Source organism: Peribacillus sp. NPDC096622 (assembly GCF_044762665.1).
In the GTDB taxonomy this organism is placed as follows: Bacteria; Bacillota; Bacilli; order Bacillales; family DSM-1321; genus Peribacillus; species Peribacillus frigoritolerans_B.
Map to the genome: position 1 here is coordinate 182,062 of NZ_JBIWES010000009.1, position 25,326 is coordinate 207,387.

Consider the following 25,326-nt stretch of genomic DNA (forward strand, 5'->3'; position numbering starts at 1 on the left):
TTTATCGATCAGAAAAGGGGGGGAATTCATGCAAACAGAACATGAAAATCAGCCAAAAGAATTACAGCGTTCAATGAAGAGCAGACATTTATTCATGCTCTCATTAGGTGGGGTAATTGGAACAGGTCTTTTCCTGGGATCAGGATATGCAATCGGTGAAGCCGGACCCACAGGAGCGATTGTTGCCTATTTGGTGGGTGGTTTATTAATGTACTTGGCGATGATTTGTCTCGGCGAATTATCGGTAGTGATGCCGGTGTCCGGTTCCTTTCAGGTTCATGCAACGAAATTTATTGGACCCGCCACTGGTTTTGTCATTGGCTGGATTTACTGGCTGAGCTGGGCACTTTACGTAGGCTTGGAATTTGTAGCGGCTGGTTTACTCATGACTAGATGGTTTCCCGATATACCAGTATGGATATGGTGTGTGATATTTACGGTACTTTTATTCACTATAAATGCATTAACTACGAGGAGTTTCGCAGAGACAGAGTATTGGTTCTCCGGGATTAAAGTACTTGCCGTCATTCTCTTCATAATTATCGGTGCGGCAGCGATGTTTGGATTGATTCATATGGAGGATGCACAAACCGCTCCTTTATTTTCCAATTTTATAGGTGATGGACTATTCCCAACAGGATTCACGGGTGTATTCATATCGATGATGACAGTCGTATATGCATTCCAGGGATCGGAAATCATGGGTGTTGCAGCAGGAGAGACGGAAAACCCGCAGCAAAGCATTCCGAGAGCAATTCGAAACATTGTAATACGTGTGCTGCTTTTCTATGTACTAGCAATCTTTGTTCTATCGGCTATCGTTCCTTGGCAAGAAGTTGGGGTACTGGAAAGCCCATTTGTCACCGTGTTTGAAATGGTTGGAATTCCTTATGCAGCCGACATTATGAATTTTGTAATTTTGACTGCGGTCCTCTCTGTTGGGAACACGGGTCTGTTTGCTTGTACCAGGATCCTTTTCTCCCTTTCTCAAAATGGTATGGCGCATTCTGCATTTGGAAAGCTTAATCGGCGCGGTGTACCTTTTAACGCCTTGCTCGTAACCATGGTCTTTGCTTTGCTGTCGCTACTTACTAGTGTAGTAGCCGAAGAAACGTTATTCGTTGTGCTACTTTCCATAAGCGGGGTCGGAGGGGTGCTTACTTGGATGGCGATTGCGTTCGCACAGTACAGATTCCGTAAGCAGTATATCAGAGCAGGCGGAAAGGTTGAAAATCTGAAGTTTAGAGTACCTTTTTTCCCGTTTGCCCCGATTCTCTGCATCACGATGTGTCTAGGTATTTTCGTGTTCACCGCTTATGATCCGACACAGCGAACTTCGTTATATTGGGGATTGGGTTTCGTCGTTGCTTGTTATATATTTTACTATTTTAGATATGCGAGAAGGAACGTCGAGGTGCCAGCATTAACAAATGAACAGACCAATGATTTTATTCAATAGTATTATTATATGCCAGAAAAAAGAAAACGGTCGTTCATCTAGAAGTTTCGAGTTAAAAGCAAACCTATAATTTAGAGAAGTAGAATAGAATACGGAGGAAATGATATGCGTTACTTAAATTATATAAATGGAAAATGGAAAGAACCCACTACAGGGGAGTATAAAGAAAATCTTAGTCCACATGATGGTGAAAATTTAGGTGAATTTCCATCTAGTGCGGCAGCTGATTTACAAGATGCAGTGGCAGCCGCAAAAAATGCATTCCCATACTGGAAAAAACTGTCGTTTCAGCAACGTGCTTCATACTTGCAAAAAGCAGCTGATATTTTGAAAAAGAGTATACAGGAAGTAGGTCAAGATTTGATAAAGGAAGAAGGGAAAACATTCTTTGAAGGGATGGGGGAAGCCACTCGGGCTGCCAGCATACTTGAATATTATGCTGCTGAAGCTCGGCAGCCACTAGGGGAAGTAATTCCTTCAGCTAATGCCAATACATTTTTATACACTACCCGTACACCGCTCGGTCCGGTGGGTTTGATCACACCATGGAATTTTCCTATCGCCATCCCTGTATGGAAATTGGCGCCGGCCCTGATTTACGGGAATACAGTCGTGATTAAACCGGCTGATCTTACACCTAAGTCTGTCTATCATGTGATAAAAGCATTTGATGAAGCGGGTTTACCGCCTGGTGTCATCAATTGTGTATTCGGAAGGGGTTCCGTCATTGGTGCTGCATTAGTGGAACATCCTGATGTGAAGGCTATATCTTTTACGGGCTCGAATCAAGTGGGTCAACAAATTCAAAAACAAGCCATTGAACATGGTAAGAAAGTGCAAGTGGAAATGGGAGGGAAAAACCCGCTCGTCGTCCTGGCTGATGCTGATCTTGAAAAAGCAGTGGAAATAGCCATAGGCGGAGCTTTTAAATCCACAGGGCAAAAGTGCACAGCCACTAGCCGCGTGATTGTGGAGGAAGGAATTTATGAAGGATTCAGGGAACTTCTGGTGGCTCGTACGAAAGAATTAAAAGTGGGCAACCCGCTCAACGAAGAAACATATATCGGTCCCGCTGTATCTAAATCACAACGCGATGGCGTGCTTGAAATGATTGATGTTGGGAAATCAGAAGCTACACTTTTGTGCGGAGGAGAGATTCCGGCAGAAGAGGAATTGGCGAATGGTTTTTATGTCAGGCCGGCTATCTTTGAAAATGTTCCTCAACATGCCCGCATTGCACGTGAAGAAATCTTTGGACCAGTCATCGCCCTTTTTAAGGCCGGAAATTATGAGGAAGCAGTTAAGATGGCGAATGATACAGAGTATGGATTGAGCGCAGCCATTTGTACGAATAATTTAACTTCGGCTCAACGGTTTATTGAAGACGTTGAAGTGGGTCTTGTTCATGTCAATTCGGAAACAGCAGGAACCGAACCGCAAATGCCGTTTGGCGGATGTAAAAATTCAAGTGCAGGCAGCCGTGAACAAGGGAAGAGTGCTGTTGAATTCTATACAGAAGTCAAGACAGTCTATATGGATCGGGTATAACTAAAATTGTACTAAACGTTTTTTAAACTATTAAATTAGATCAAAAACAGGAGGGGATTTCAATATGTCCACGAAAGAAAATGTACAGTTCAGCCCTACACTGCCTTATTCACGGTATGTCGATCCAGAGGTATTCAATGAAGAAAGTAAAAAAATCTTCAGAAAGAGTTGGATATTGGCCGGGCATGCAAGCCAAGTCGAAAAGGTAGGTGATTTCATGACATTAGATATCGCCGGAGAGCCTATTATCGTTTCTCACGGTACCGATGGTGAACTGCGTGCTTTCTACAATATTTGCCCCCATCGCGGAATGAAAGTAGAAAACTCCGATAAAGGAAATAAGAAAATTTTACAATGCGGATACCATGGATGGACGTTCAAATTAGACGGAAGTGTGCATAGAGCACCTAATTTTAAAACGAATGAACTGGGAATACACAGCTGTATGAAATCAATTCGCTTAGAAGTTCAGAATGCCTTGATTTTTGTCAATCTTGACAAAAATGCACCTTCTATGGCAGAAGCATATCAGGAATTCTTAGAGGAAATGAAAGAGTATCCCTTCTTTGATTCACTGAAACTAGTCAGGGAAACCCGCCGTGTAGTAAAAGCTAATTGGAAAGCCGTTGTTGACAATTACCTTGAATGTGATCATTGTTCCATTGCTCATCCTGGCTTTGCAAAATCCTTTGATTTATCAAACTTTTGCACAACGACACACGACAAATTCACCTATCAATATATGACAGCAAGCAAGAATGGCGAAGGGGACCAAGCGCGATTTTATTGGGTATGGCCAAATATGATGATTAACGTTTATCCAGGAGACGGGAATGTGAATACCATTCAAGTAATTCCTGTTGATGCTGTGACGTCGTTAGGTATTTATCGTGATTACTCACTGGATGAAAAAACAACCATAGAAAAAGAAGAATATTTTAAATTTGTTGATCAAGTACGGCAGGAAGATTTTGAACTGGTGGAAAAATTGCAAAAAGGATTAAGTTCCGAGGCATTTACAAATGGTATCTTTTCTCCAACTGAGCATGCTGCAGTCTATTTTCATGAACTCATTGATGAAAAGCTCCAGAACTAACAACTGAGCTGATAATTTGAATGTACTTAAAAAAAGAAACGTGATCCAGACAATTTTTTGATTTCAATAGTCTAGCATCCAACCAGTGTGATTCGGCAGTTTACCGGATCACACTGGTTGAGTTGTTTTTTAGTGCTAATTTTATTGCTTATTTCAACAGATATTATTCCGGGTGTGAGGATTTGTTCTTCCATTGTTGTTCTTCAGCAAGAAACTCAAAAAAAACATTCATGGCAGTAAGCGGATGCTCATTAACTCTTTTAAAGTAATTACTTTTTCGGGCATCTGTTAAATAGCTGCTTTGTTTGATTCTCTCCAACATATATTTTTGACTCATTTTCACTATTTCTCTTTGGTTGTGTTTATTTTCTTTTAATAAGGCAAATCCCACAGCTCCCACCAATGCATAGATTCCGAGTGCGATTTTCGAGATGGGAAAAGAGTCGTTCTTAAATAATAGAAAAAAAAGATTAATGATGGAAAAGCCTATCATCACCGTCGAAAAAAAACCGTATTTCATATTTTTCTTCAACAAGGGGGACAATTTTGATTGAAGTTGTTCGATATCGTCTTGCATGAAACCCGGTATATTATTTATTTTGATATTCATTGCTTCCTCCTTATTATCTTGCATGTATCCAATAAATCAATGGCACTGAAAATTCGTACCTATTAAATGAAACAGGAAAAGGAACCTAATAATATATATCTTATCGTTCGGAAACGTGTTTGTCATTTAATATAACCCTTGGACTTTTTTAAAGGGAAAGTACAAGCAGTGATGTGAATAAGAATGCCATTTATACGTTTGAATCACCTAGTTAGACAGCGTTATTACAGTATGTTGCCTTAATATGCTAACATTGGTATAAATGATGAATGGATTATGGTAAAATGGTCCTTAAATGGAAGCTGTATTTTTCGTTTTTTGATTATTAATAATTATGGATGGCCTTTTCGCGCCTTTTAATGTCATAAATTCGTGACTATTGTGGCATTTAGTACTTTTAAATCGAGTTTTGGAACAAATCCATATATAATTAGAAAGCGAGATAATAGATTCAAAGATTAAGGAGGGACATAGAATGATGGAATGGGCTCTGATCATTTTGTTTGCTGCAGCAGTATTACTGTTCATTTTATCGTTTATTAAAAAGGATTCTGTAAAAGTGGACAGTCAATTGGAGCAGATTGCCAGCACTTTTGGAGATGAAATGAATGTATTACAGGAAAAAATCAGGAACATCGAGATAGATGCTGAAATTACGGTGCAAGAGGCAGGCATTCTAGCAATGTCTTCCGAAAAGCGAAACATGTTACGTGAGGTACTCGACCTACATAAGCGAGGCTATTCATTTGAAAGCATCGCACTGAAGACAAAACAGCCAGAAGAAGAAATAGAACGGATGCTTACTCCTTACATGAAAACGACGAATGAAAGGAGAAATGTGGCCAATGACATCTAAATCAATGCGCAGCTTTGCCGGAGGCCTTGTTGTTGCAGCAGGCTTATGCGGAGCAGTGTACTTCTTTGGTCAAGGTGAAGCGACCGGCACATCCGAGAAACTATCGGAAGATGAAATGAAAGAGTCTCTGGCTTCAGAAGGGTATGTCATCCATTCCGAAAAAGAATGGGAAGATCAGATTGCTGAAGCACAGTCTGTTAAAGATAAGGCGGAGGCGGAAAAAGAAACGGTAAAAGAACCAACAGAAAAAATCATATACCGTACTGTTCTTACTGTGTCTAAAGGCTCGACAAGCATCGATGTGGGTAAAACCCTGCAAAAAGCAAAAGTCATTAAAAATGCCAATGAGTTTTCCGACGCGGTTGAAAAGAAAGGCAAGGCCAACGGATTAAGACCTGGAACATATGTGGTGGACAGTGCGATGACGACGGAAAAAATAATTTCCATCATATTTAAATGAACATGAAAACGACCATCGATAAGATGGTCGTTTCAGTTTGTCTACGAAAGGGGTACGGTCTCATCCCGGACCCCTTTCACGATATTACCGAGGGAATGATTTCTTTTTACTGTTCCCCCCACTGGATTGACCGAGAACCCGGAGACGTTTGCGCTGAGGAGGCTTGGCAGCCAGTCGGCGGAAAGGGAGCGGGTTTCTGAAATCAACTGGAACGTTTTTTTTTTGAGGGTTAGTAATTCTGACCTTTGATTTCCATTCCAGGCACTCGCTTTCCGCGGGCGGTCCGGGAGCCTCCTCGGCGCTCGCCTGCGGGGTCTCCCTTGGCCACGCTTTTCCCGCAGGAGTCTCGTACCTTACATTCCAATCAAATGATACGTTTGTTTAGAAAAAACTTGATCACCCTTCATGTTTTTTACCGTAATCCTCAATGGATTGAAGAAATTTGCGACACTCCTGCCGAATAACTGGATTGACCGAGAACCCGGAGACTTTTGTGCTGAGGAGGCTTGGCAGACAGTCGGAAAGGAGGCGGGTTTCTGAAATCAACTGGAACGTTTTTTTAATAAAATAGAGTATAGACTGATAATAGAATATGCTGGTCTCTGTTGTTCACAACATAGGGGATGACTTTTTATTCATTCAAATAGAATGAAACCTCATTAGATTGAAGAAATTTGCGACACTCCTGCCGAATAACGGGCTAGCCGAGACCCCGGAGACGTTTGCGTCGAGGAGGCTTGGCAGCCAGTCGGCGGAAAGGGAGCGGGTTTCTGAAATCAACTGGAACGTTTTTTTATAGCTTCTTTAACTTAATCTTTGTCCGTACACCGGCCCACACTGCAATGATAAGTCCTCCAATCGTATCCGCGATTAAATCGATCATTGTATCTTTATTTCCCCCGCCTTGTAGTGTCATTCCGAATAATTGATCAGAACTAAATTCGTAAATCTCCCATATGACGCCTCCAAGTGCTGAGAAAGAGAGGGTAAACAAAAAGATGAACCAAGGGGATATCTCTTTGCCTGCATCTCTGTATACCAATCGTTCATATAAAGCAATTCCCGTAAAAGCAAGGAGGGAACCGCTTAGTAAATGCAAAAATGTGTCCCACCACCCCAGTCCATACCAACCTAAAATAGATCCTAAAAATTGTGAACCGAATAAGAAGATTAAATAGGAAATGATAATTGGCAAATTGAATTGAAGCTTGGTAAATAGGGCCAGTAAAAGGGGAATTGCCCCACATACCACACCGCCTATCGAAACCAGTGATTTGAAAGTTTCATCGGCTGTAAAGTAATAAATAGATAAAGCTGCCATGAAAAGTACATACACCAAACTTAATGAAATAACTAGCTTACGATTCATATGATTACCTCAACAAATCATCATAATTTTAATTTTTGTACACTAGAATAAATGGAAATGAGCAGGCCGCCGGTTAGACCGAAAATTATATCGTACATGGTATCTTTGTTACCGCCTCGCTGCATGGTATGAGTAAAAGTGAGATCTCCTGCGAACTCATATATTTCCCAAAAAACAGTGGAAGTGACTGAAAGTGAGAGAACAAAAAGGAAAATGACCCACCTTGAAACATCTTTTCTCGCTTTTTGAGGGATGTATAGTTTATAAAGAGCAATCCCAACAAAACCCACGAAAATACCTTTGTAGAAGTGAAGTCCAGAGTCCCACCATTTAAAATCAACATAAAAATTTGCGATGGACCCTAAAAATGTCGTACAGAAAACAAAAACATAATAACCGATTATGATTGGAATGTTAAAGGGATTATTTTTTACAAACAGTAATGAAATGGGTATAGCACTTACCAATATTCCCCCAAGAGCTACCATCCATCGGGAAGAATCATCTTTTTTGAGGTAAAAGATGAGTAAACCTGTCATGAATACAATAAAAACCAGACTAAAAATAATGATTATTTTATGTTTCAATATACTCACCTCATTCGTAAATATTCATTACGATCATATCCAATTCAGCCAGATGGAATCCGGCAAAATTGAATTTTTAGGGTATTTTTATGATGTTCTTTTTTAAATTCCCCAACTCACTTAAGTATTATCATTGTTGGCTATGATGGAGATTTTTAATGGTGACTTTAAATTTAGCCGTAATAAACAATAATAAAGGCATGACCAGACCATAAGTCGATGCATAGAATAACCATATATTCTTATTGAATTCCCCGGATGATGGGACCGTCGGAAAAACAATCAATGAATAAAAAACCATTATCATCCCTAAAGCTGTAGTAATGGGGCGATAATCTTTTATATTAAATATGTTTGAAAATACAACAACCGATACATAAAAATACATAACCGTCCTGGTATAGGTTGTAAAGATCCAAATCGTGGCAATAATAGCTTCAATCCGCATTAGGAAATTCCCCACATATATTTTTTTTGCCATCGTATAACTTGGAGCGATATTTCTTGCTGTGGTATCGGGACCAAGAACCAAGATATCCAGCATGATTACCAGAATTAAAATGATTCCTCCGATCAAAGTGCCAATATAAAAAGCTTTTCCCCCTTTTTTCCTTTCATTGACTTTTGAAGGGAAAATCATTAAGAACATAACAGGGGACAGCGTGAACACACTGACATAAAAAAGTGTCGCCCTTATGACAGGTTTGGCTCCATCTTCAAATACCGGCTGAATGTTTTGGATATTTGCTTGAGGAATGATGGAAATCAAAAAAACAGTCAGTAATATTAATACGGGTATGAAGAATATTTCCAACGTGCGTGTAAAAGTTTCCATACCAAGGCGAACTGTAAAGATCACCACTGCAGCTAACAATATATTTAAAGCTAAAAGCGGGGTATCCGGCATCCAAAAAGTTTCAATGAAATTCCCCACATAATAAGTGCTCTCGGCAGCAGTGGAAAAGGACCAGATAAAAAATGTGAGATTGATGATCTTTCCGACTAACTTACCGAAAACCTTTTCATTTATTTGATCTAGGGCGAGATCAGGATATAAATTTCCAACCCTGATGTAAAACCATACAAAAATCAATGCGATTCCTGTTCCAAATAATGCAGCAAGCCACGCATCCTGCTTTGCAAAACCAGCTAAAGGAGAAGGGGTATGTAAAATAACCGTTCCTACCGAGTACAAAAGGATTAAAATCATCAATTGATGTGATGAAATTTTGAAACTACCAGGCATTATTATTCACCTATTGGTTCCTTCCTTCTTAATACTCCTTATTTTTGGCGATTCATGTTCAAGTTATTCACACAGAAATCAATTGCCTTTCTTCAACAATCCATCCCCGTTACGTTCTTCTCAATTTTTTTATGGATTTTTTCCTGATGTAGCTTCACTATACAATCTTCGAACTCCTGTCCAAGAGAAGGTTTTTAAGTTTCTGATTTGTTATTGGTTAGAGTTTAGTGCAAATGTTAGGAATGAATTTTTAAGCATGTTAATTGCACTAGTATTATAAGTAGTATATTTCCTTCGGTATGGCACGATCCTTGCATATGATTTATTGGTATATCTAATTTATGGAGAAAGGAATGGAAACTGTTAGACATACAATCATTGAAAAATATTTAAGCCCTTGAAAGCAAATTGGACAGGTTTATATGTCAGGAAGATAAACAGGGTTCGTAAAAGGGCGGCGAAGCAATTAAACTTAAAAAGGTTAGGAGAGTATTAGCATGAAAATACCAGTGGAAAATATAGTAGAGTTAACTGTTGAACATCAATTTTTACAGGCATATCCTATATTGAGTCAGTTACGTACTGATTTGACTTTAAAGGAATATCTAGATTTATTAAGTGATATGCGTAAGGAGGGTAAACAGTTATTTGCTTTATATCATGATACAAGCATCGTAGCATTAGCAGGTATTAGCTGGCGCGAAGATTCATATAATGAACGCTATGTTTATGTACAAGATTTGGTTACTGATGTAAATCATCGTCCTAGTGGCCTTGGATATAATCTGCTCAGTTATATACATAAATGGGCGAAAGAACAAGGAGCTGAATATATTACATTGGAATCCTGAATTCTACCCCTTGACATCCATGAATGTACAATTTTTTAGGATGGAGACGGTATCTATTGGGTGTAGCCTTTTTTTCGTATATATATACCAGAGATGGAATTTTGCGACTTCAAGAGTGTGGGGAAAATTGGGGTAAAACATGAAGTTAAGTAGGAAACCAGGTATTAAGAAACTTGGGATGAAACATATATCTGAACAAGTTAAAGGAAAAAAAGTTCTATGCACCTAATCTAAGGGAATGGTGACCTGCCATCCAAAAATTGGTTGAAAGCTTTTAAAAACTCTGTGGAGGTCTGCAGAGTTTTTTCTTTTTTTGCCCCTAACCATCCTATTTTCTATCAATTTAGTCCGATAATAGATTATGCGAATATTGGCAATCTATGCATTTACTCATAGGATACTTTTAAACATGACTTTCAATGAATTTGATTTAGATTGTACTGCAGGATGCCTATAAACGATTAGATGAGGCAACTGTCGCCATAGGCAAGAAAGTTGGGATTAAAAGAAAATTAACATCCAAATTACCTTAAGTATTTTCATCGTAAACTGCCTGCAATTGATGCTAAGATAATCCTTTTTTTATGCCGGATTATACCTGCTGATCTGACTCCAAAAGACAAATAGTGTCAGGGTTTGCAAAGATGGCGGAAAGTGGTTTGTATTTATCGTGTTTTGAATTCTCTGGAAAATAGTCTAGGTACAGAAAGTCTATATCCGAGCCACCTTCAGCAACCTTTAATTAAATTATCGATGAATGGAGCGTGATTGTTGGAGAAAAAAATTATCATGTCTACAATGATTTAGCTCTTTATTAATTGCAATTTATTTTACTTAGATGGATATAATTGCAGCCAAGGTGAAAACATAATTTTAACTAGCTTATGGTTATGAGGGGGTTAGCATTGAAATCTCGAGTTCCTATCCCATTGAGGAAGTTAATTGAAGATAAACAATCAGTGAAAAATAAAAAACAACAAGAAGAGCTAAATCAAAGCGGAAATCCAAACTCCAGCAAAACTAAAAATCAAAGCCAAAATCCAGTTCAAAATGCTCAAAACAGAAGTAAAGACTCAAAGAATCATCAAACCAAACTTATATCCTCTGATCTTCAATATAATTTTGATCATATTAAGAAAACGTTAGGAAATAGTTCAGACATAATTATAAGGGATTTTCAAGCAGGTAAAAATGGGGAAATTAAGTTAGGCATCGTTTACACAGATGGATTAACGGATTCAGCTTCCATCCAAGATTTAATCCTCGACACTTTGATGGTTGAAATTCGGAACTCTGACTTGGACGTGGAGGTCCCTGATTGTTTTGAAATGATAAAATCACATACTCTGCCTATAGGGGAAATAGTGGAAATAACTGATTTTCAAAAGTTTTTTAACCATGTTTTATCGGGAGACACGATGTTATTATTGGACGGCTCCACTAAAGGAATGGCACTCGGTTCAAGAAATTGGGTCGATCGCGGGGTTCAAGAACCTTCCTCCCAAACAGTAGTAAGAGGACCAAAGGATGGGTTTACTGAAACGCTGCGGACAAATACTGCTTTAATACGACGGAGAATAAAAGATCCTAGCCTATGGCTTGAAACAAAGCAGATTGGAGAAAAAACGCAAACGGACGTTGCGATTATGTATTTAAAAGGTGTTGCCAATGATAAAACGGTTTCAGAATTGCAAAGCCGGTTAAATCGAATCAATATAGATGCGATTCTTGAGAGTGGATACATTGAAGAGCTTATTCAGGATGAAGTATACACTCCATTTCCAACCATTTATAATACGGAACGTCCTGATGCTGTAGCCGCTGCCATTTTAGAAGGAAGGATTGCGATACTGGTTGACGGAACGCCGTTTGTCCTTATCGTTCCAGCACTGATGGTGCATTTTTTCCAGTCGAGTGAAGACTATTATCAACGGGCAGACATTGCAACATTAATTCGAGTATTACGGTATTTATCTTTTTTCCTTGCTTTGCTTACACCGTCACTTTATGTAGCTGTCTCGACTTTTCATCAAGAAATGCTTCCTACTCCATTACTCATAAGTCTAGCCTCACAACGAGAGGGAGTTCCTTTTCCTGCTTTTGTGGAGGCGATGCTGATGGAGGTAGTGTTTGAAATTTTGCGTGAGGCAGGTGTGAGGATGCCTAGGGCAATCGGTTCATCCATTTCCATCGTTGGTGCATTAGTTATTGGGCAGGCTGCTGTCGAAGCAGGGTTCGTTTCAGCAACGATGGTTATCATCGTCGCATTAACAGCCATCAGTAGTTTTGTGTTTCCATCCAATAGTATGGCCATAGCTTTTCGGATGCTTCGTTTTTTGTTCATGATCCTTGCCGCTACATTTGGATTATACGGGATCATTTTGGGGCTGATCGTGGTGGTCCTGCATTTAAATAGCTTACGATCTTTTGGTTTACCATATTTAGCTCCAAATGCACCATTCATTTTACAAGATCAAAAAGACAACATCATTCGTATGCCACATTGGTCATTAGTAAAGCGGCCTCGATTGATCAGTAAAAATGATACAGACAGAGGAGATGTCAGTTCTCCGAAACCACCTAGATAAAATTGATGGGATTATGAGGGTTTTACGATGAAAAAAATGCTAAAGGTATTTTTAATGTTACCTATAATTTGTTTATCCGGCTGTTGGAGCAGCATTGAGTTGAATGAACTTGCCATCGTTACTGCCATGGGAATTGATAAAACGGAAGATGGGTATCTTGTCAGCGTCCAAGTTCTAAATTCGAGTGAACTGGCAGGTGATGCCAGGTCCGGCCGTACGGAAGTTGTAACCTTCAGGAAAAGTGGTAAAACCATTGCTGAAGCAATTAGAAGCCTATCAACTGATATACCAAGAAGGTTATATGTCGCACATCTTCGTGAAATTGTCTTTGGTGAGGAAATGGCCAGGGCAGGAATTGCAAAACCTCTGGATGTCCTTTCCCGGCAGAAGGAGTTGCGTTCCGATTTCTATATGACCGTTGCGAAGGGTTCAACTGCTTATGATACGCTTAATGTTCAAACGGCTCTTGAAAAAATACCGGCAAATAAAGTGTTTGATTCCTTGGAAAATTCAGAGAGAAGATGGGCGCCGACAAGGACGGTCACTTTGGATGAGCTGGTCAGCAGTATCGTCAGTAAAGGCAGACAGGCCATGCTAACGGGGATTTACGTTTATGGTGATCCCGAATCAGGAAGCAATGTTACGAATGCACAAAATATTTCCCCGAAATCCGGCTTGCGTTTGGATTATCTTGGAGTATTCAAGAAGGATAAACTTGTCGGCTGGTTAAACAGGAACGATAGTAAAGGTGTTAGTTACATTACAGATCATGTTAAGTCCACTGCGGTAAATATTCCATGTGAAGGTGACCAAATTACGGTTAACACGACTAGTTCAAAAACGAAAATCAAGGGGGAAATGGAAAAAGGAAATCCGAAAATTGATATAAATGTCACCACAGAAGGGAGTATAGGTGAGGTAGAATGCACGATCGATTTATCTAAACCCGAAAAAATCGAAGAATTGAATAAAAGATACGAAAAAGATATTAAAGCTAAAATAGAAGGATCGATAAAAACGCTTCAAGAGAAGTATCAAAGTGACATCTTCGGTTTCGGTGACGAAATTCATAGAACCGATCCTGAAGCATGGAAACGTTTAGAAGGAAATTGGGAGCAGGAATTCGCAAATTTAGACGTGAATGTAACCGTTAAAGCAAAGATTCGCAATTTAGGAACGATATCAGAATCCTTTCAAAAAGAAATCGAGGAGTAAAGATCAATGTGGGCAATTATTGGAACAGTGTGTACTGGTGCTATTATTTCATTTTTCGAAATACCTCCTCTTATTAAAAAAAAATGTTGGAAGGAAATTGTCATTTTTATTTTATTACTATTACTTGGCATGACGTTGAGTATTTTAATTATCAAGGATATTACCATTCCCACTCCCATCGACTGGATAACGAAAATATATAGTCCACTCGCTCATTTCATGGATCGTATTTTATCCTAGGGGGGTATCGAATATGCTCGAAAAAGGAAAAATCAGCTCTGGTGAATTTCTTATAATGGTCATCATATTCACCATAGGAGGAGCGATACTTACTTTACCTTCCGTACTTGTTTCATTAGCAAAACAGGATGGCTGGATTGCCTATATTATCGCTACTCTCATCGGTTTATGTTTCGTTTTCTTATTTATCCGGCTCGCCTCGCTCTACCCATCCATGACTTATATAGAAGTTAATGAAAAAATATTTGGGAAATGGATCGGAAAAATCTCGGCCCTGCTATTCCTATTTTATTTATATTACCTTTCTTCTGCGTTACTTAGTGAAATTGGGAATTTTTTTTCAACACAGGTTCTGGTTGAGACACCTATGGAAATGATTATGATCTTGTTTATATTAACAAGCTTATTTGGTGCACGGCTAGGATTGGAAGTTATCTGCAGGACTGCATTAATCTTTTTTCCTTGGCTTGTACTGCTGCTTTTCATATTATTCGTATTTCTTATCCCGGATATCAAAATCGAAAATATGCAACCTGTATTTGAAGAAGGCATGAAACCGATAGTGAGGGGATCATATCACTCATTAGCACTGCCTTATGTTCAGCTTGTTTTCTTTTTAATGATCACCCCATATGTAAATGAAAAGGCTGAAATGAAGAAAAACTTTTATTTAGGGACTATATTAGGTGGCGGCGTTCTATTCTTAGTGATCGTTTTCAGTATCCTTGTATTGGGTGCTGATAATACAGCAAGGTTAACTTACCCTTCTTATAAACTGGGAATGATGATAAGCATTGGTAATTTTTTTGAAAGGGTCGAGGTCATTGTGGCCTTCATTTGGGTTTTTACAGAGTATTTTAAGTTGACCATATGCTTTTATGGACTCGCCCTGGGACTAGCTCAATTGCTGGGTATGCAAAATTACAAAATACTTCTATTCCCATTAGCTTTTCTAATTCTCACTTTTACCATCTTTTCGCATCCCGATATCGTGCATTATCAAAACTTCATGGCTACAGCTTGGACACCATTATCCTTAACGATTTGTTTTATTCTGCCATTGTTATTATTAATGGTTGGGAAAATTAGAAAAAAGTAAGAAGGGGTTGCATCATATTTGATGTTCTAGTGGACGTCATGAAAATTGATGGGCAATTCAGCAGCTAACTGATTCAAGGAAGGGAGTAAATAAAATATTCTGACAAATTCATTGACTAAAGAAAGTTGATGATTTAATATAACAATTCCTTTCAAGTTATATTGTGTAGAAGAAAACTATTTGGAAACATAGTCATTTTTCACTATTAACACAAAGTGTTAAAAATGTCAGAATAGTAGTAATAGTTATTCTTTTATGGTTATCATATTTGATAAGGAGGGTTTTTATTGAATTTAAAAAAGAAAGTTCTAGCAGTTTCATTATCTAGTTTAATGACGTTAAGTGCAGTAACGGCTTTTTCACTACCAGTCGGAGCGGTTGGTAATGGTCCAAGTGCTGGAAATGGTCAAGTGACAACTTCAAATCTTCATACATATGAAAGCCTGGTAAGCTATCTTGAAACGCAGGACGCTAAACAAGAAAGGCTGGCACTGGAAGTAATCGGGGAAACGGTAAAAGGGAGGGATATTTACCTGGCGAAGTACATTTCAAATCCTAAGAATCCTACAATACTATTTTTAACTCAACAGCATGGAAATGAACAACTGACTACAGAGGGTGCTCTCGAATTCATTAAACATCTAGGCACGAACAAGACTAAAGGTATTTTGGAAAATGTTAATATACTGATCATTCCCATGCTAAATGCAGATGGGGCCATGGGAGATGTTAATTTCCCTCTAGATGACTATTTAGCAAAAGGTGATCGACATCTAACACGGGCAAATGCAAATGGGATCGACTTAAACCGTGAGCATGATAAAAAAACTGATTCCATGCAAGTAGAGGTAAAGGCTTTACACGAAAATGTATTCGCGAAATACGATATAGATTACATGATAGATTTACATCATCAAGGGACGTTAAGCGAAACATATGGTGAACTTGTTTCAGGTTCAATTCTTTATCCAACAAACGCTAACGTAAAGCCTGAAGTGTTAGAAGCGTCAAAAAAACTGGGTGCTGTCGTATATAACTCCATTGAACCATCTGGTTGGGGACATATTGGTAGGTATGATGGCGGTTCTGGAGAAAATATAGGCCGTAATGGTGCAGCCGTCCGTTATGATATTGCCACACTGCTCTTTGAGATGCGAGGTATGTCGGACCACAATGTCGAGTCAGTAGCGCTTGGGCAAAAAAGTAATGGCTATCTAATTAAGCAAACAGTAACCACTTTGGATGCAGCTGTAAGAGCTCTTGCCGATGATTCAATTGAAACTGTTGATGCAAGCTTTTGGGACACCCTGCCAACACAAACCAATCGTCCTGGGGCAGAAGCAGACGAATAAAATGATGACACATCCCATTTTCAGAGGGATGTGTTTTTTATTTTTCCACACCGATAGAAGCACGAACTTGTTATATGAAATGATTTATAGTGGAAATAGCAGGACAAGAATAAAGATTACATAGAAAAAAGGCATCTGCTTTCACTGATAGCAGATGCCTTTTGAACGATTACAGTTTGGACCTGAAATGTCCCTTCATTAATTGTCGGTGTTTGCTCCTATAAACTTTTTTCGGCTGAATTCTCCTTTTTTTGTTCTTCTTTTAGTCGTAAGGCTACTAAACTGGCAAAGTCATGAATGATGGTGGCTGCCAATAGTGATGTAATTTGTGTTGGATCGTACGGTGGGAGGACTTCCACCAGGTCGAACCCAATAAAGTTGAATCCTTGCAGTGAGCGTATCATCTCCAGGGTTTCAAAGCTATTTAGACCGCCGACCTCCAAGGTGCCAGTTCCAGGAGCACAGGATGGATCGACAAAATCAATATCAAAGGTCAAGAAACATGGCGTATCCCCAATGGTTTTCTTGACTTCCTTCACGACGTCTTCGATCCCTCTTTTCTTCAGCTCGGGCGTAGTTATTACATTGTAGCCTAGATCCGTACTGGAATCTATATCTCCTGGATGATTGAGCGTACCTCTTATGCCAATCTGGAAAACTTTATCTGTTTGGAGCAAGCCTTCCTCATATGCACGGATAAACGGGGAACCATGCCAGTATTTTTCATCATAATAAGTATCCCAAGTATCTGTATGTGAATCAAAATGAAGAAGTGCAACAGGACCGTGTATTTTTGCGGCAGCTCTTAGATTAGCCAATGTTACTGAATGATCTCCTCCGATGCCTATTGGAATGATGCCGTTTTTCATCAAGTCTGCCATAGCTTTTTCAATTAACTCATAGCTTCGATGTATATTATGGGGAATCACCGAAACATCCCCAATATCAATTGCATTGCATTCGTCAAACGGAAATACCTTGTGAATGGGATGATAAGGAAACAACGTCATCGATGCCTGGCGGACTGCCTGTGGAGCAAACCGGGCTCCTACCCTGAATGAAGCAGCTGTATCAAAAGGCATACCTATCACTGCCAATTTGGCATTTTCTCTTGAAGAAGGTAAGCGCATAAATGATCCGGTGGTACAAAACTCTGGCATTACATCAGGGGATAAAGGATATTTCATTTTTTCTATTCCTCCATTTTCTTATAACTATTATTGTTTTGAAACTCATATAGGTGAATTCCTATAGAATATTTATTATGCAATTATCATGCCAAGTTACAGGAAGTGATTTTATGAGGGGTTTAACCAAAAACATTGGCTTGGGGTATGCAAAGAAGAATAATTTATGGGGAATTGAATCGCCAAATAAGAGTTGCTGAAAGACATCATATCTATGAATCAATCATTTGCCGTTAAAAATACAGGAATTAAGTAGCGTTTTTGGCTTATTTCGTTTTTCAAAGTAAACCTTAATCATATGGCACGGAATTTGCATAAAGGTATACAGGTAAAACTTTTAAAAAAGAGGGAGGCATGGGGATTATTCTAGTTAAGAAATTGAATCTACTGGTTTGAAAGCGGTTTCAAGGAGGAATGATAGGTGGAAAATGAAGTTACATTGAAAAGATCACTGAAATTATGGCAAATCGTTATGATGGGGTTAGCATATATGACACCCATGGTCGTATTTGATACATTTGGCATTGTATCTGGGATTACGGGCGGCCATGTGCCGACTGCCTATATCGTTGCATTGTTGGGGGTGCTTTTTACAGCTGCAAGCTATGGAAAACTTGTAAAGGTTTTTCCTGCTGCAGGTTCTGCTTACACTTATACTCAAAAGGCCATGAACCCGCATTTAGGATTCCTTGTAGGATGGTCTTCGCTGTTAGACTATTTGTTTTTACCTATGGTAAATGCATTGTTAACCAAAATTTATCTGACAGCATTATTTCCAGGAGTTCCTACATGGATTTGGGTAGTATTATTCGTAGCAATCGTCACCATACTCAATCTCCGGAGCGTCAATGTACTTGCTAACTTTAATGCGCTATTTGTTTTAATTCAGATTGCCATCATGGCAGTGTTCATCATTCTTGTTGTCCAAGGGTTGAATGATGGCGAAGGTACAGGAGAAGTGTTTACGATAACGCCTTTCGTAAATGAAGGAATGGACTTTTCGGCAATAATTACCGGGGCCACGATCCTTTGTTTTTCCTTTTTGGGATTTGATGCGGTAACGACACTATCTGAGGAAACGCCGGATCCGAAAAAAACGATTCCAAAAGCGATATTTTTAACTGCACTTTGGGGTGGAATCATCTTCATTACCGCATCTTTCTTTATTCAGCTCTTTTTCCCGGATATTTCCCGTTTTAAGGAACCGGATGCTGCATTACCGGAAATCGCCCTTTATGTAGGTGGGAAGCTATTTCAATCCATTTTTCTTTGTACGACTTTCGTCAATACGCTAGCCTCGGGACTAGCATCGCATGCCAGCGTTTCCCGTCTTTTGTATGTTATGGGGCGTGATAAAGTGTTTCCGGAAAAATGGATTGGATTTATTCATCCTAAGTGGAAAACACCAGCCATTAATGTACTCATAGTTGGAGTCATTTCAATGTCGGCTTTATTCTTTGATCTAGTGACAGCCACGTCACTGATCAACTTTGGTGCATTAATGGCATTTACCTTTGTAAATCTGTCAGTGATCAGCCATTTTATCATTCGGGAAAAGAAGCACCGAACGATAAAGGGGTGTATTCAATACTTAATAATGCCTTTAATTGGAGCTATAGCAATTGGCATTCTATGGATCAACCTTGAGGCAAGTTCCCTAATAATGGGGACAAGTTGGTTCATTATTGGTTTTTGTTATCTATTATATATCACAAAGGCATTCCGGAAGGCTCCGCCCCAATACCAAGTTGAAGAAATTCAGCTATGAGACTTTGCAAGTAAAAACTCATCCGATAAGAATGAGTCAGTTTGTAGCCAAAAAGGTTTTGGAATCGTTTCATTCCAAAACCTTTTTGGTTTTTTATTTGAATGAAGCAGGTATAGGGAATGGTTGACCTCGGCCCCTTTGCCAACTCCAGTTGTCCTTCTTCTTTAAGTTCATCACAGCGAAAGTAGGCGTCATCTAGTTTGTCACCGACTGACGCATCCTAAAAGGATGCGTTTTTTTCTATGTATTTAATCATCACTTGTTACATATGCAAACCTGAATTGCTTATGAATTAATACATATATCCTGATGATTGTATGTGTGATCAAATGGCGGTGTATTGCTATCCGTACTGTATCCTCAAAGCTGGCATGAAAGTTGCTTAATAAGTAATAAGAATAAAAGTGAGGTGCTAAAATGACAGAGAAAATTAAGGTTATTGAAAAACGTCAATTGGATAATCCACTGCAAGAATTCCAGGATATCTTAAAAGAAGCGATTGAAGTTTTGGACTATCCAGATCAAGTTTTTGATTTTCTAAAAGCGCCAATGCGTTTTCTGGAAGTCTGTATTCCTATTCAAATGGATAATGGAGAGACAAGGATGTTTCAAGGGTATCGGGCTCAACATAATGATGCAGCCGGTCCTACCAAAGGGGGGATTCGGTTTCACCCGGATGTCACTCCTGAAGAAGTTAAGGCATTGGCCGGATGGATGAGCTTGAAATGCGGAATAACCGATCTTCCATATGGAGGGGCAAAAGGCGGCATTGTGTGTGATCCCAGACAGATGAGTTCATCTGAGCTTGAACGATTAAGCAGAGGGTATGTCAGGGCAGTAAGTCAAATTGTGGGCCCTACAAAAGATATTCCGGCACCTGATATGTATACGAATTCACAAATCATGGCCTGGATGCTGGATGAATATGATCACATCAGGGAATTCGATTCACCAGGCTTCATTACAGGAAAGCCTCTTAGATTAGGAGGATCGAAGGGCAGGGAAAAGGCCACTTCCAAGGGAGTATTATATACACTTCAAATGATATGTGATTTAAAGGGGATTCCTATTGAAGGCATGCGGGTAATCATCCAGGGATTCGGGAATGTTGGCAGTCATTTAGCATTGTATTTACATGAAATGGGGGCCAAAGTTGTCGGAATAGCGGATGAGCTTGGAGGTTTATATGATCCGAATGGATTAGACATTCCTTACCTTTTGGAGAACAGGGACTCTTTTGGGGTCGTTTCGAACTTATACAAAGATTCATTATCCAATCAGGAATTATTGGAAAAAGAGTGTGATGTGCTGATTCCCGCAGCTATTAGCGGAGTGGTGAATAAGGATAATGCAAAACGACTGAGATGTGAAATCCTGATTGAAGCAGCAAATGGGCCGACGACAAAGGAAGCGATCAAAATTCTCGATGATAAAGGTATAGTGCTAGTCCCGGATATTTTGGCGAATTCAGGAGGGGTGATAGTCTCGTATTTTGAATGGTGCCAGAACAACCAAGGTTATTACTGGACGGAAGAGCTTGTAGATGAACGTTTGAAGGAAAAGATAACGGCCAGCTTTTTGAATGTCTACCATACTTCCCAAAAATATTCCGTGAACATGAAAGTGGCTGCATATATTGAAGGGATTCGCAAAATAGCAGAAGCATCCCAGCTTCGGGGCTGGGTCAGGTTCTGAACGAATTTAGGGCTTACAAGAAAGGAGGCAATCCGTTGAATTTTGATATTCTTTCCGAAAGTAAAGAAAACCAGGCCATTCATCATTATTGCTTATTGTCACAAGATTATCGATATGATGTGACCATTGTATATTCGGCCCAGTTTTTCGGTAAAGCAATGGTGACTTCCATGCAAAGCGGAAGAATGATCCTGCTTTGTGCCAATGATATTAATTTAGATCAATACTGGGCTCCGACCCTTGGCATTGAACAAGAAGATATATCTGAGTTCCAAAACTTTCTCAAGTTAGTTTTACAAACCCCATTTCATTTTGAAGAATACTGAAGGAAGGAATGATATAAATGTACGTCGATGTGATTCTTAGCCCTTGTGATGGCAGGATTGAAAAAATTTCAATATCCAAAAACTCCAGATTTTACGAATGGGAACAATTATTTCAGGTTAAGAAGGCAGATGGAAGTGTGGAAATCATTGATATTGGTGTAAGCGGGAAAATAGAATCATTGGAGGTATTGGAGGGCGAACCAGTGGTGGCCGGCGAGGTCCTCGCCTATTTCAGGGAAGATTTATTCGTGACCGGCAGCGATTGATATATAAACGAAAAGAAGATGAAATGATTCATCTTCTTTTTCGGCTTATCCGATAACCCTCCACTGCTCTCTTATTTTCATGTTCCCCTATACCCCAATTTTGCAGAAACCCTATTGCCAGTTTCCATCACATTCTTAATGAGGAAATCAAGTCTTTCATCTGTCAGGTTAAAGCTGACAAAACCAATGCTCACCGCACCGTGAACTTCCCCAAAATGGTTCAATATCGGCACGGCAACAGAACATGTTCCCTCTGTTCTTTCACTGTGACTGATTCCATGTCCCTTCATTTTAGTCTCTTGCAATATATCCCAAAAAGCTGCTCTTTCTTGAGGTGGCAGAAGAGTATCCACGATTTTTTTTGTTTGATTATATGGCATATAGGCTAGCATCGCTTTATTGGCAGCGCCGATATGCATAGGTACTCGTGAGCCAAGCTGGTCATAAACCCGGATTTGGCTTTTTTCACTGTCGATTCTTTCGATTACGAGTGATTCCATCCCGACTGGTTGGCTAAGATAGACGCTTTCTTCCACTTTGTTCATCAGCCTTTCCAGTTCAGGCCTTATTTGGCTAATATAATCCATTTTGTCATACATACGTAAACCATATTCGAGCCAAATATTCCCCAAACCATATTGTTTGGATTGCCCGTCCTGTTGAATTAATCCATGCAAGGACATTGCTTTTAACAAACGATGCATGGAGCTGACAGGAAGATCACATTCTTGGGAAAGTTCCGTAATTGACAGCCAGTTTTCCGATGAATTGGATACCAGCACCTTTATAACGTTCATTGCACGGTCAATTGATTGCATAAACAAACCACCTATCTTTCAATCCAAGTTAAATGAAGTATTAATTTATTTGAAAATTTAAAACATATTGACATTATAACAAAACTAAATTTATAATAAAAGAAAAATTCCTATTAGCGGAAACGTTTTCCGATATGCGGAAAAGGAGGGGGAGGCAGTGACTTATTGTTCGTCCATGTACAAACCATTGGAACATGTCATTGTAAAACATCCGAAAGAAGCTTTTATTAGTCAAGAGCATTTAAGCCAAACATGGCGGAACTTCAACTTTCTGGAAGAGCCAGATTTCAACGAAGCGCTAACGGAGTATCGTGACTTTATTTCCATTTTGGAGAAATATGTTCCAAACATCGATTATTTGCCAGCATCTTCGGTAGTCGGCATTGATTCCTTATATGCGCATGACCCGGTCAAATTCACAAGCCAAGGGGCCATCATTTTAAAGTCCGGGAAAGAATCGAGGCAGCCTGAAGCGAATGTATACAAGGAATTTTGTAAGGAAAAGAACATCCCGATCATTGGGTATTTAACGGGTGATGCGGTCGCGGATGGCGGTGATATCGTTTGGCTTGATGATAAGACCTTGGTTGTCGGACATGGTTATCGTACAAACGCTGAAGCCATTCGGCAATTAAAGGAAATGACCGCACATCTGGTGGATGAATTCATCGTAGTTCAGCTTCCGCATGATCAAGGAGAGGCAGAGTGTCTCCATCTTATGTCTTTCATCAGTATGGTCGACCATGATTTAGCGGTAGTTCATTCCCGTCTTATGCCTGTCTTTTTCAGAAAACTGCTTATTGAACGAGGCATTCAGCTTATCGAAGTGCCGGTTGATGAGTACTTGAACTTGGGTTGTAATGTGCTTGCCATCGCTCCGCGGGTTTGCGTGATATCTTCTGGGAACGCTTACACGAAGCAAAGGCTTATTGATGCGGGAGCAACAGTTTATGAGTACAAAGGGACTGAAATCAGTTTCAAAGGCACTGGCGGTCCTACCTGTTTAACCTGCCCGGTGGTGCGCGCAAATAATGATGAAGGGGGATTGGAATGAGTCAATTACTATGGGGTACTCCAGAAACGCTCCGTGCTTTGTTGTGTGAACTTGTTAGCTGGGAAAGCCGTTCTCTTACACCAGGGGAGCGGATGTTCCCTTATAAGGTACAAGAGAAATTAAGGGAGCTTGATTATTTTAAAAGGAATCCGGCATACTTATCGCTTCACGAGGCAGATTTAGGAAGGAATTTTGTCAATGCCTTTTATAATCATCCCGATAGCAAGGAGACTGTTGTATTAATTAGCCATTTTGATACGGTTCATACTGAAGAATACGGTGATCTTGAGTCTCTTGCATTTCAACCAGAGGAGCTCACGAAAAAACTTCATGACAGGAAAGATGAACTGCCGGAAGAAGCTCGCATTGATCTGGAATCAGGAAAGTACTTGTTTGGCAGAGGAACGATGGATATGAAAATGGGGCTTGCCCTTCATATGGCTATTATCGAAAAGGCAAGCATCGAACAATGGCCGATCAATCTCCTGCTGTTAACGGTTCCAGATGAGGAAGTGAATTCTGCGGGAATGAGGGCTGCAGTTAAAGAACTTGTGACTTTACGTGATAAATATGACCTTTCCTATAAAATGTTTTTTAATAGTGAACCGTCCTTTTCACAGAAACCGGGCGATAATAGACATTATATTTATTCCGGAACTTTGGGGAAAATCATGCCGGCTGCCCTTTTTTATGGGAAAGAAACTCATGTAGGTGAGCCATTAAAGGGCATAACGGCTAACTATATAGCCTCGTTCCTCACGCAGCTCATGGAGTGGAACACTCTTTTTCTGGAAAGTGACCTTGGCGAGGAAACACCTTTACCAGTATCGCTTCAGCAAAAAGATCTAAAACTACAATATTCAACACAGACACCTTATCGGGCAGCAGCGCTTTATAATGTGTTCATCATGAAAAGAACAGCTGCAGAAATAATGGATCTATTCGAGCAGGTTGCAAACGAAGCAGCGATGAAATGCAATGAATCTTATAAAGAGCTTTGTCTGCGTGAACAAATTGAAGGTGTAGGCGAAGTACAAGTGTTGCGCTATGAAAAGTTACTTTCATATGCCGAGGGTAAATTTGGCGGGAGGTTTGTTGAGGAAATAAAGAGTGAAGTTAAAGGAAACACCGATTTGGATGAGCGGGAAAAATCAGTGCGGATCGCTGAAAAATTGATGATACAATGTCAGGAGCTTTCACCCGCCATTGTATTGCTGTTCGCACCGCCATATTATCCAGCCGTCAATACGTCCGATGATCCGCTGATCATCAAATCTGTGAAATTAATGAAGGAAACTGCCAGCTTGCTTGATTGTGAAGTCAGCCAAATTCATTATTTTAATGGCCTTTGCGATTTAAGCTATGTTCAATATAGTGATGAGTCCGATGGCTGGACGGCTTTTGAAAAAAATACACCAGTCTGGGGCGATACTTACAGCATTCCTTTTGCCGATATGCAAAAACTTCAGGCACCCGTACTTAATGTGGGTCCGTTCGGCAAGGATGCACACCAGCGTACTGAGCGCCTTCACATCGATAGCGCCTTCGTCCATACGCCGGTTATGCTGGAAAAGTTAATAAAGAGTATGTTTAAGTGTTTGGTAGAGAAGTGATGGTCCGACAGGAGAACTGGATT

23 protein-coding genes are annotated in these 25,326 nt (G+C 39.7%); 17 read left to right on the top strand and 6 right to left on the bottom strand.

The window, feature by feature from the left end:
- Positions 1–28: 28 nt before the first annotated feature.
- From ACIQYG_RS17270 to ACIQYG_RS17280, 3 genes are all read left to right on the top strand, one after another.
- Entirely contained in the window at positions 29–1,459 is a 1,431-nt protein-coding gene (locus ACIQYG_RS17270) for an amino acid permease (RefSeq protein WP_402840178.1), read from the top strand.
- 105 nt (positions 1,460–1,564) lie between these two features.
- Positions 1,565–3,007, top strand: coding sequence for an aldehyde dehydrogenase family protein (locus ACIQYG_RS17275; protein WP_402840180.1), 1,443 nt, complete (start codon positions 1,565–1,567; stop codon positions 3,005–3,007).
- Between the two features lie 64 nt (positions 3,008–3,071).
- On the top strand, positions 3,072–4,103 hold the full coding sequence (locus tag ACIQYG_RS17280; RefSeq protein ID WP_402840183.1) for an aromatic ring-hydroxylating oxygenase subunit alpha: 1,032 nt from the start codon (positions 3,072–3,074) through the stop codon (positions 4,101–4,103).
- A 163-nt stretch (positions 4,104–4,266) separates the two neighbouring features.
- On the opposite strand, the gene ACIQYG_RS17285 is transcribed toward ACIQYG_RS17280, so the two are convergent.
- Positions 4,267–4,713, bottom strand: a complete 447-nt coding sequence (locus ACIQYG_RS17285; protein WP_402840185.1) for a DUF5392 family protein — start codon at positions 4,711–4,713, stop codon at positions 4,267–4,269.
- Positions 4,714–5,188: 475 nt separating this feature from the next.
- Between ACIQYG_RS17285 and ACIQYG_RS17290 the strand changes: the two genes are divergently transcribed.
- Entirely contained in the window at positions 5,189–5,569 is a 381-nt protein-coding gene (locus ACIQYG_RS17290; RefSeq protein WP_222619893.1) for a hypothetical protein, read from the top strand.
- Positions 5,559–6,029 (top strand): hypothetical protein, encoded by a 471-nt coding sequence (locus tag ACIQYG_RS17295; protein WP_402840189.1) that lies wholly within the window; start codon positions 5,559–5,561, stop codon positions 6,027–6,029. The genes ACIQYG_RS17290 and ACIQYG_RS17295 overlap by 11 nt, the downstream gene beginning before the upstream one ends.
- Positions 6,030–6,822: 793 nt before the next feature.
- Here the strand turns inward: ACIQYG_RS17295 and ACIQYG_RS17300 are convergent.
- The 3 genes from ACIQYG_RS17300 to ACIQYG_RS17310 all read right to left on the bottom strand — a co-directional run bounded on the left by ACIQYG_RS17300 (position 6,823) and on the right by ACIQYG_RS17310 (position 9,231).
- Positions 6,823–7,398 carry a DUF2238 domain-containing protein gene (locus ACIQYG_RS17300; RefSeq protein WP_402840192.1) on the bottom strand — a complete coding sequence of 192 codons (576 nt, stop codon included), beginning with the start codon at positions 7,396–7,398 and terminating at the stop codon, positions 6,823–6,825.
- 20 nt (positions 7,399–7,418) lie between these two features.
- Entirely contained in the window at positions 7,419–7,985 is a 567-nt protein-coding gene (locus ACIQYG_RS17305) for a DUF2238 domain-containing protein (protein ID WP_402840195.1), read from the bottom strand.
- A gap of 130 nt (positions 7,986–8,115) precedes the next feature.
- On the bottom strand, positions 8,116–9,231 hold the full coding sequence (locus ACIQYG_RS17310) for a GerAB/ArcD/ProY family transporter (RefSeq protein WP_402840198.1): 1,116 nt from the start codon (positions 9,229–9,231) through the stop codon (positions 8,116–8,118).
- A gap of 497 nt (positions 9,232–9,728) precedes the next feature.
- Between ACIQYG_RS17310 and ACIQYG_RS17315 the strand changes: the two genes are divergently transcribed.
- The 6 genes from ACIQYG_RS17315 to ACIQYG_RS17340 all read left to right on the top strand — a co-directional run bounded on the left by ACIQYG_RS17315 (position 9,729) and on the right by ACIQYG_RS17340 (position 16,576).
- Entirely contained in the window at positions 9,729–10,082 is a 354-nt protein-coding gene (locus ACIQYG_RS17315) for a GNAT family N-acetyltransferase (RefSeq protein WP_402840201.1), read from the top strand.
- A gap of 1,097 nt (positions 10,083–11,179) precedes the next feature.
- The gene (locus tag ACIQYG_RS17320) at positions 11,180–12,670 is read left to right on the top strand and encodes a spore germination protein (protein ID WP_402840268.1); all 1,491 of its coding nucleotides are present in this window, start codon (positions 11,180–11,182) and stop codon (positions 12,668–12,670) included.
- A 27-nt stretch (positions 12,671–12,697) separates the two neighbouring features.
- On the top strand, positions 12,698–13,885 hold the full coding sequence (locus ACIQYG_RS17325; RefSeq protein ID WP_402840204.1) for a Ger(x)C family spore germination protein: 1,188 nt from the start codon (positions 12,698–12,700) through the stop codon (positions 13,883–13,885).
- Positions 13,886–13,891: 6 nt separating this feature from the next.
- Entirely contained in the window at positions 13,892–14,125 is a 234-nt protein-coding gene (locus ACIQYG_RS17330) for a hypothetical protein (RefSeq protein WP_402840205.1), read from the top strand.
- Between the two features lie 13 nt (positions 14,126–14,138).
- On the top strand, positions 14,139–15,224 hold the full coding sequence (locus tag ACIQYG_RS17335) for a GerAB/ArcD/ProY family transporter (protein WP_402840207.1): 1,086 nt from the start codon (positions 14,139–14,141) through the stop codon (positions 15,222–15,224).
- Between the two features lie 287 nt (positions 15,225–15,511).
- A complete protein-coding gene (locus tag ACIQYG_RS17340; protein WP_402840209.1) occupies positions 15,512–16,576 on the top strand; it encodes a M14 family zinc carboxypeptidase in 1,065 nt (354 codons plus the stop codon).
- A gap of 218 nt (positions 16,577–16,794) precedes the next feature.
- Here ACIQYG_RS17340 and speB read toward each other — a convergent pair whose 3' ends face one another.
- Positions 16,795–17,763, bottom strand: a complete 969-nt coding sequence (gene speB, locus ACIQYG_RS17345) for an agmatinase (RefSeq protein ID WP_402840212.1) — start codon at positions 17,761–17,763, stop codon at positions 16,795–16,797.
- Positions 17,764–18,184: 421 nt separating this feature from the next.
- On the opposite strand from speB, the gene ACIQYG_RS17350 reads away from it, so the two are divergent.
- From ACIQYG_RS17350 to ACIQYG_RS17365, 4 genes are all read left to right on the top strand, one after another.
- Entirely contained in the window at positions 18,185–19,531 is a 1,347-nt protein-coding gene (locus ACIQYG_RS17350; RefSeq protein ID WP_402840215.1) for an APC family permease, read from the top strand.
- A 417-nt stretch (positions 19,532–19,948) separates the two neighbouring features.
- Positions 19,949–21,226: a Glu/Leu/Phe/Val family dehydrogenase gene (locus ACIQYG_RS17355; RefSeq protein WP_402840218.1), complete on the top strand. Its 1,278-nt coding sequence runs from the start codon at positions 19,949–19,951 to the stop codon at positions 21,224–21,226.
- 35 nt (positions 21,227–21,261) lie between these two features.
- Positions 21,262–21,552 (top strand): SAV0927 family protein, encoded by a 291-nt coding sequence (locus ACIQYG_RS17360; protein ID WP_402840221.1) that lies wholly within the window; start codon positions 21,262–21,264, stop codon positions 21,550–21,552.
- A 17-nt stretch (positions 21,553–21,569) separates the two neighbouring features.
- Positions 21,570–21,818 (top strand): biotin/lipoyl attachment domain-containing protein, encoded by a 249-nt coding sequence (locus ACIQYG_RS17365; protein ID WP_402840224.1) that lies wholly within the window; start codon positions 21,570–21,572, stop codon positions 21,816–21,818.
- Between the two features lie 77 nt (positions 21,819–21,895).
- Here ACIQYG_RS17365 and ACIQYG_RS17370 read toward each other — a convergent pair whose 3' ends face one another.
- Positions 21,896–22,636, bottom strand: coding sequence for an IclR family transcriptional regulator (locus tag ACIQYG_RS17370; protein ID WP_402840226.1), 741 nt, complete (start codon positions 22,634–22,636; stop codon positions 21,896–21,898).
- Between the two features lie 175 nt (positions 22,637–22,811).
- Here ACIQYG_RS17370 and ACIQYG_RS17375 point away from each other — a divergent pair, with 175 nt between their 5' ends.
- Together ACIQYG_RS17375 and ACIQYG_RS17380 are read left to right on the top strand one after the other, a co-directional pair.
- The gene (locus tag ACIQYG_RS17375) at positions 22,812–23,690 is read left to right on the top strand and encodes a dimethylarginine dimethylaminohydrolase family protein (RefSeq protein WP_402840271.1); all 879 of its coding nucleotides are present in this window, start codon (positions 22,812–22,814) and stop codon (positions 23,688–23,690) included.
- Positions 23,687–25,303, top strand: coding sequence for a M20/M25/M40 family metallo-hydrolase (locus ACIQYG_RS17380; RefSeq protein ID WP_402840228.1), 1,617 nt, complete (start codon positions 23,687–23,689; stop codon positions 25,301–25,303). Before ACIQYG_RS17375 ends, ACIQYG_RS17380 begins: the two co-directional genes overlap by 4 nt.
- Positions 25,304–25,326 lie beyond the last annotated feature (23 nt).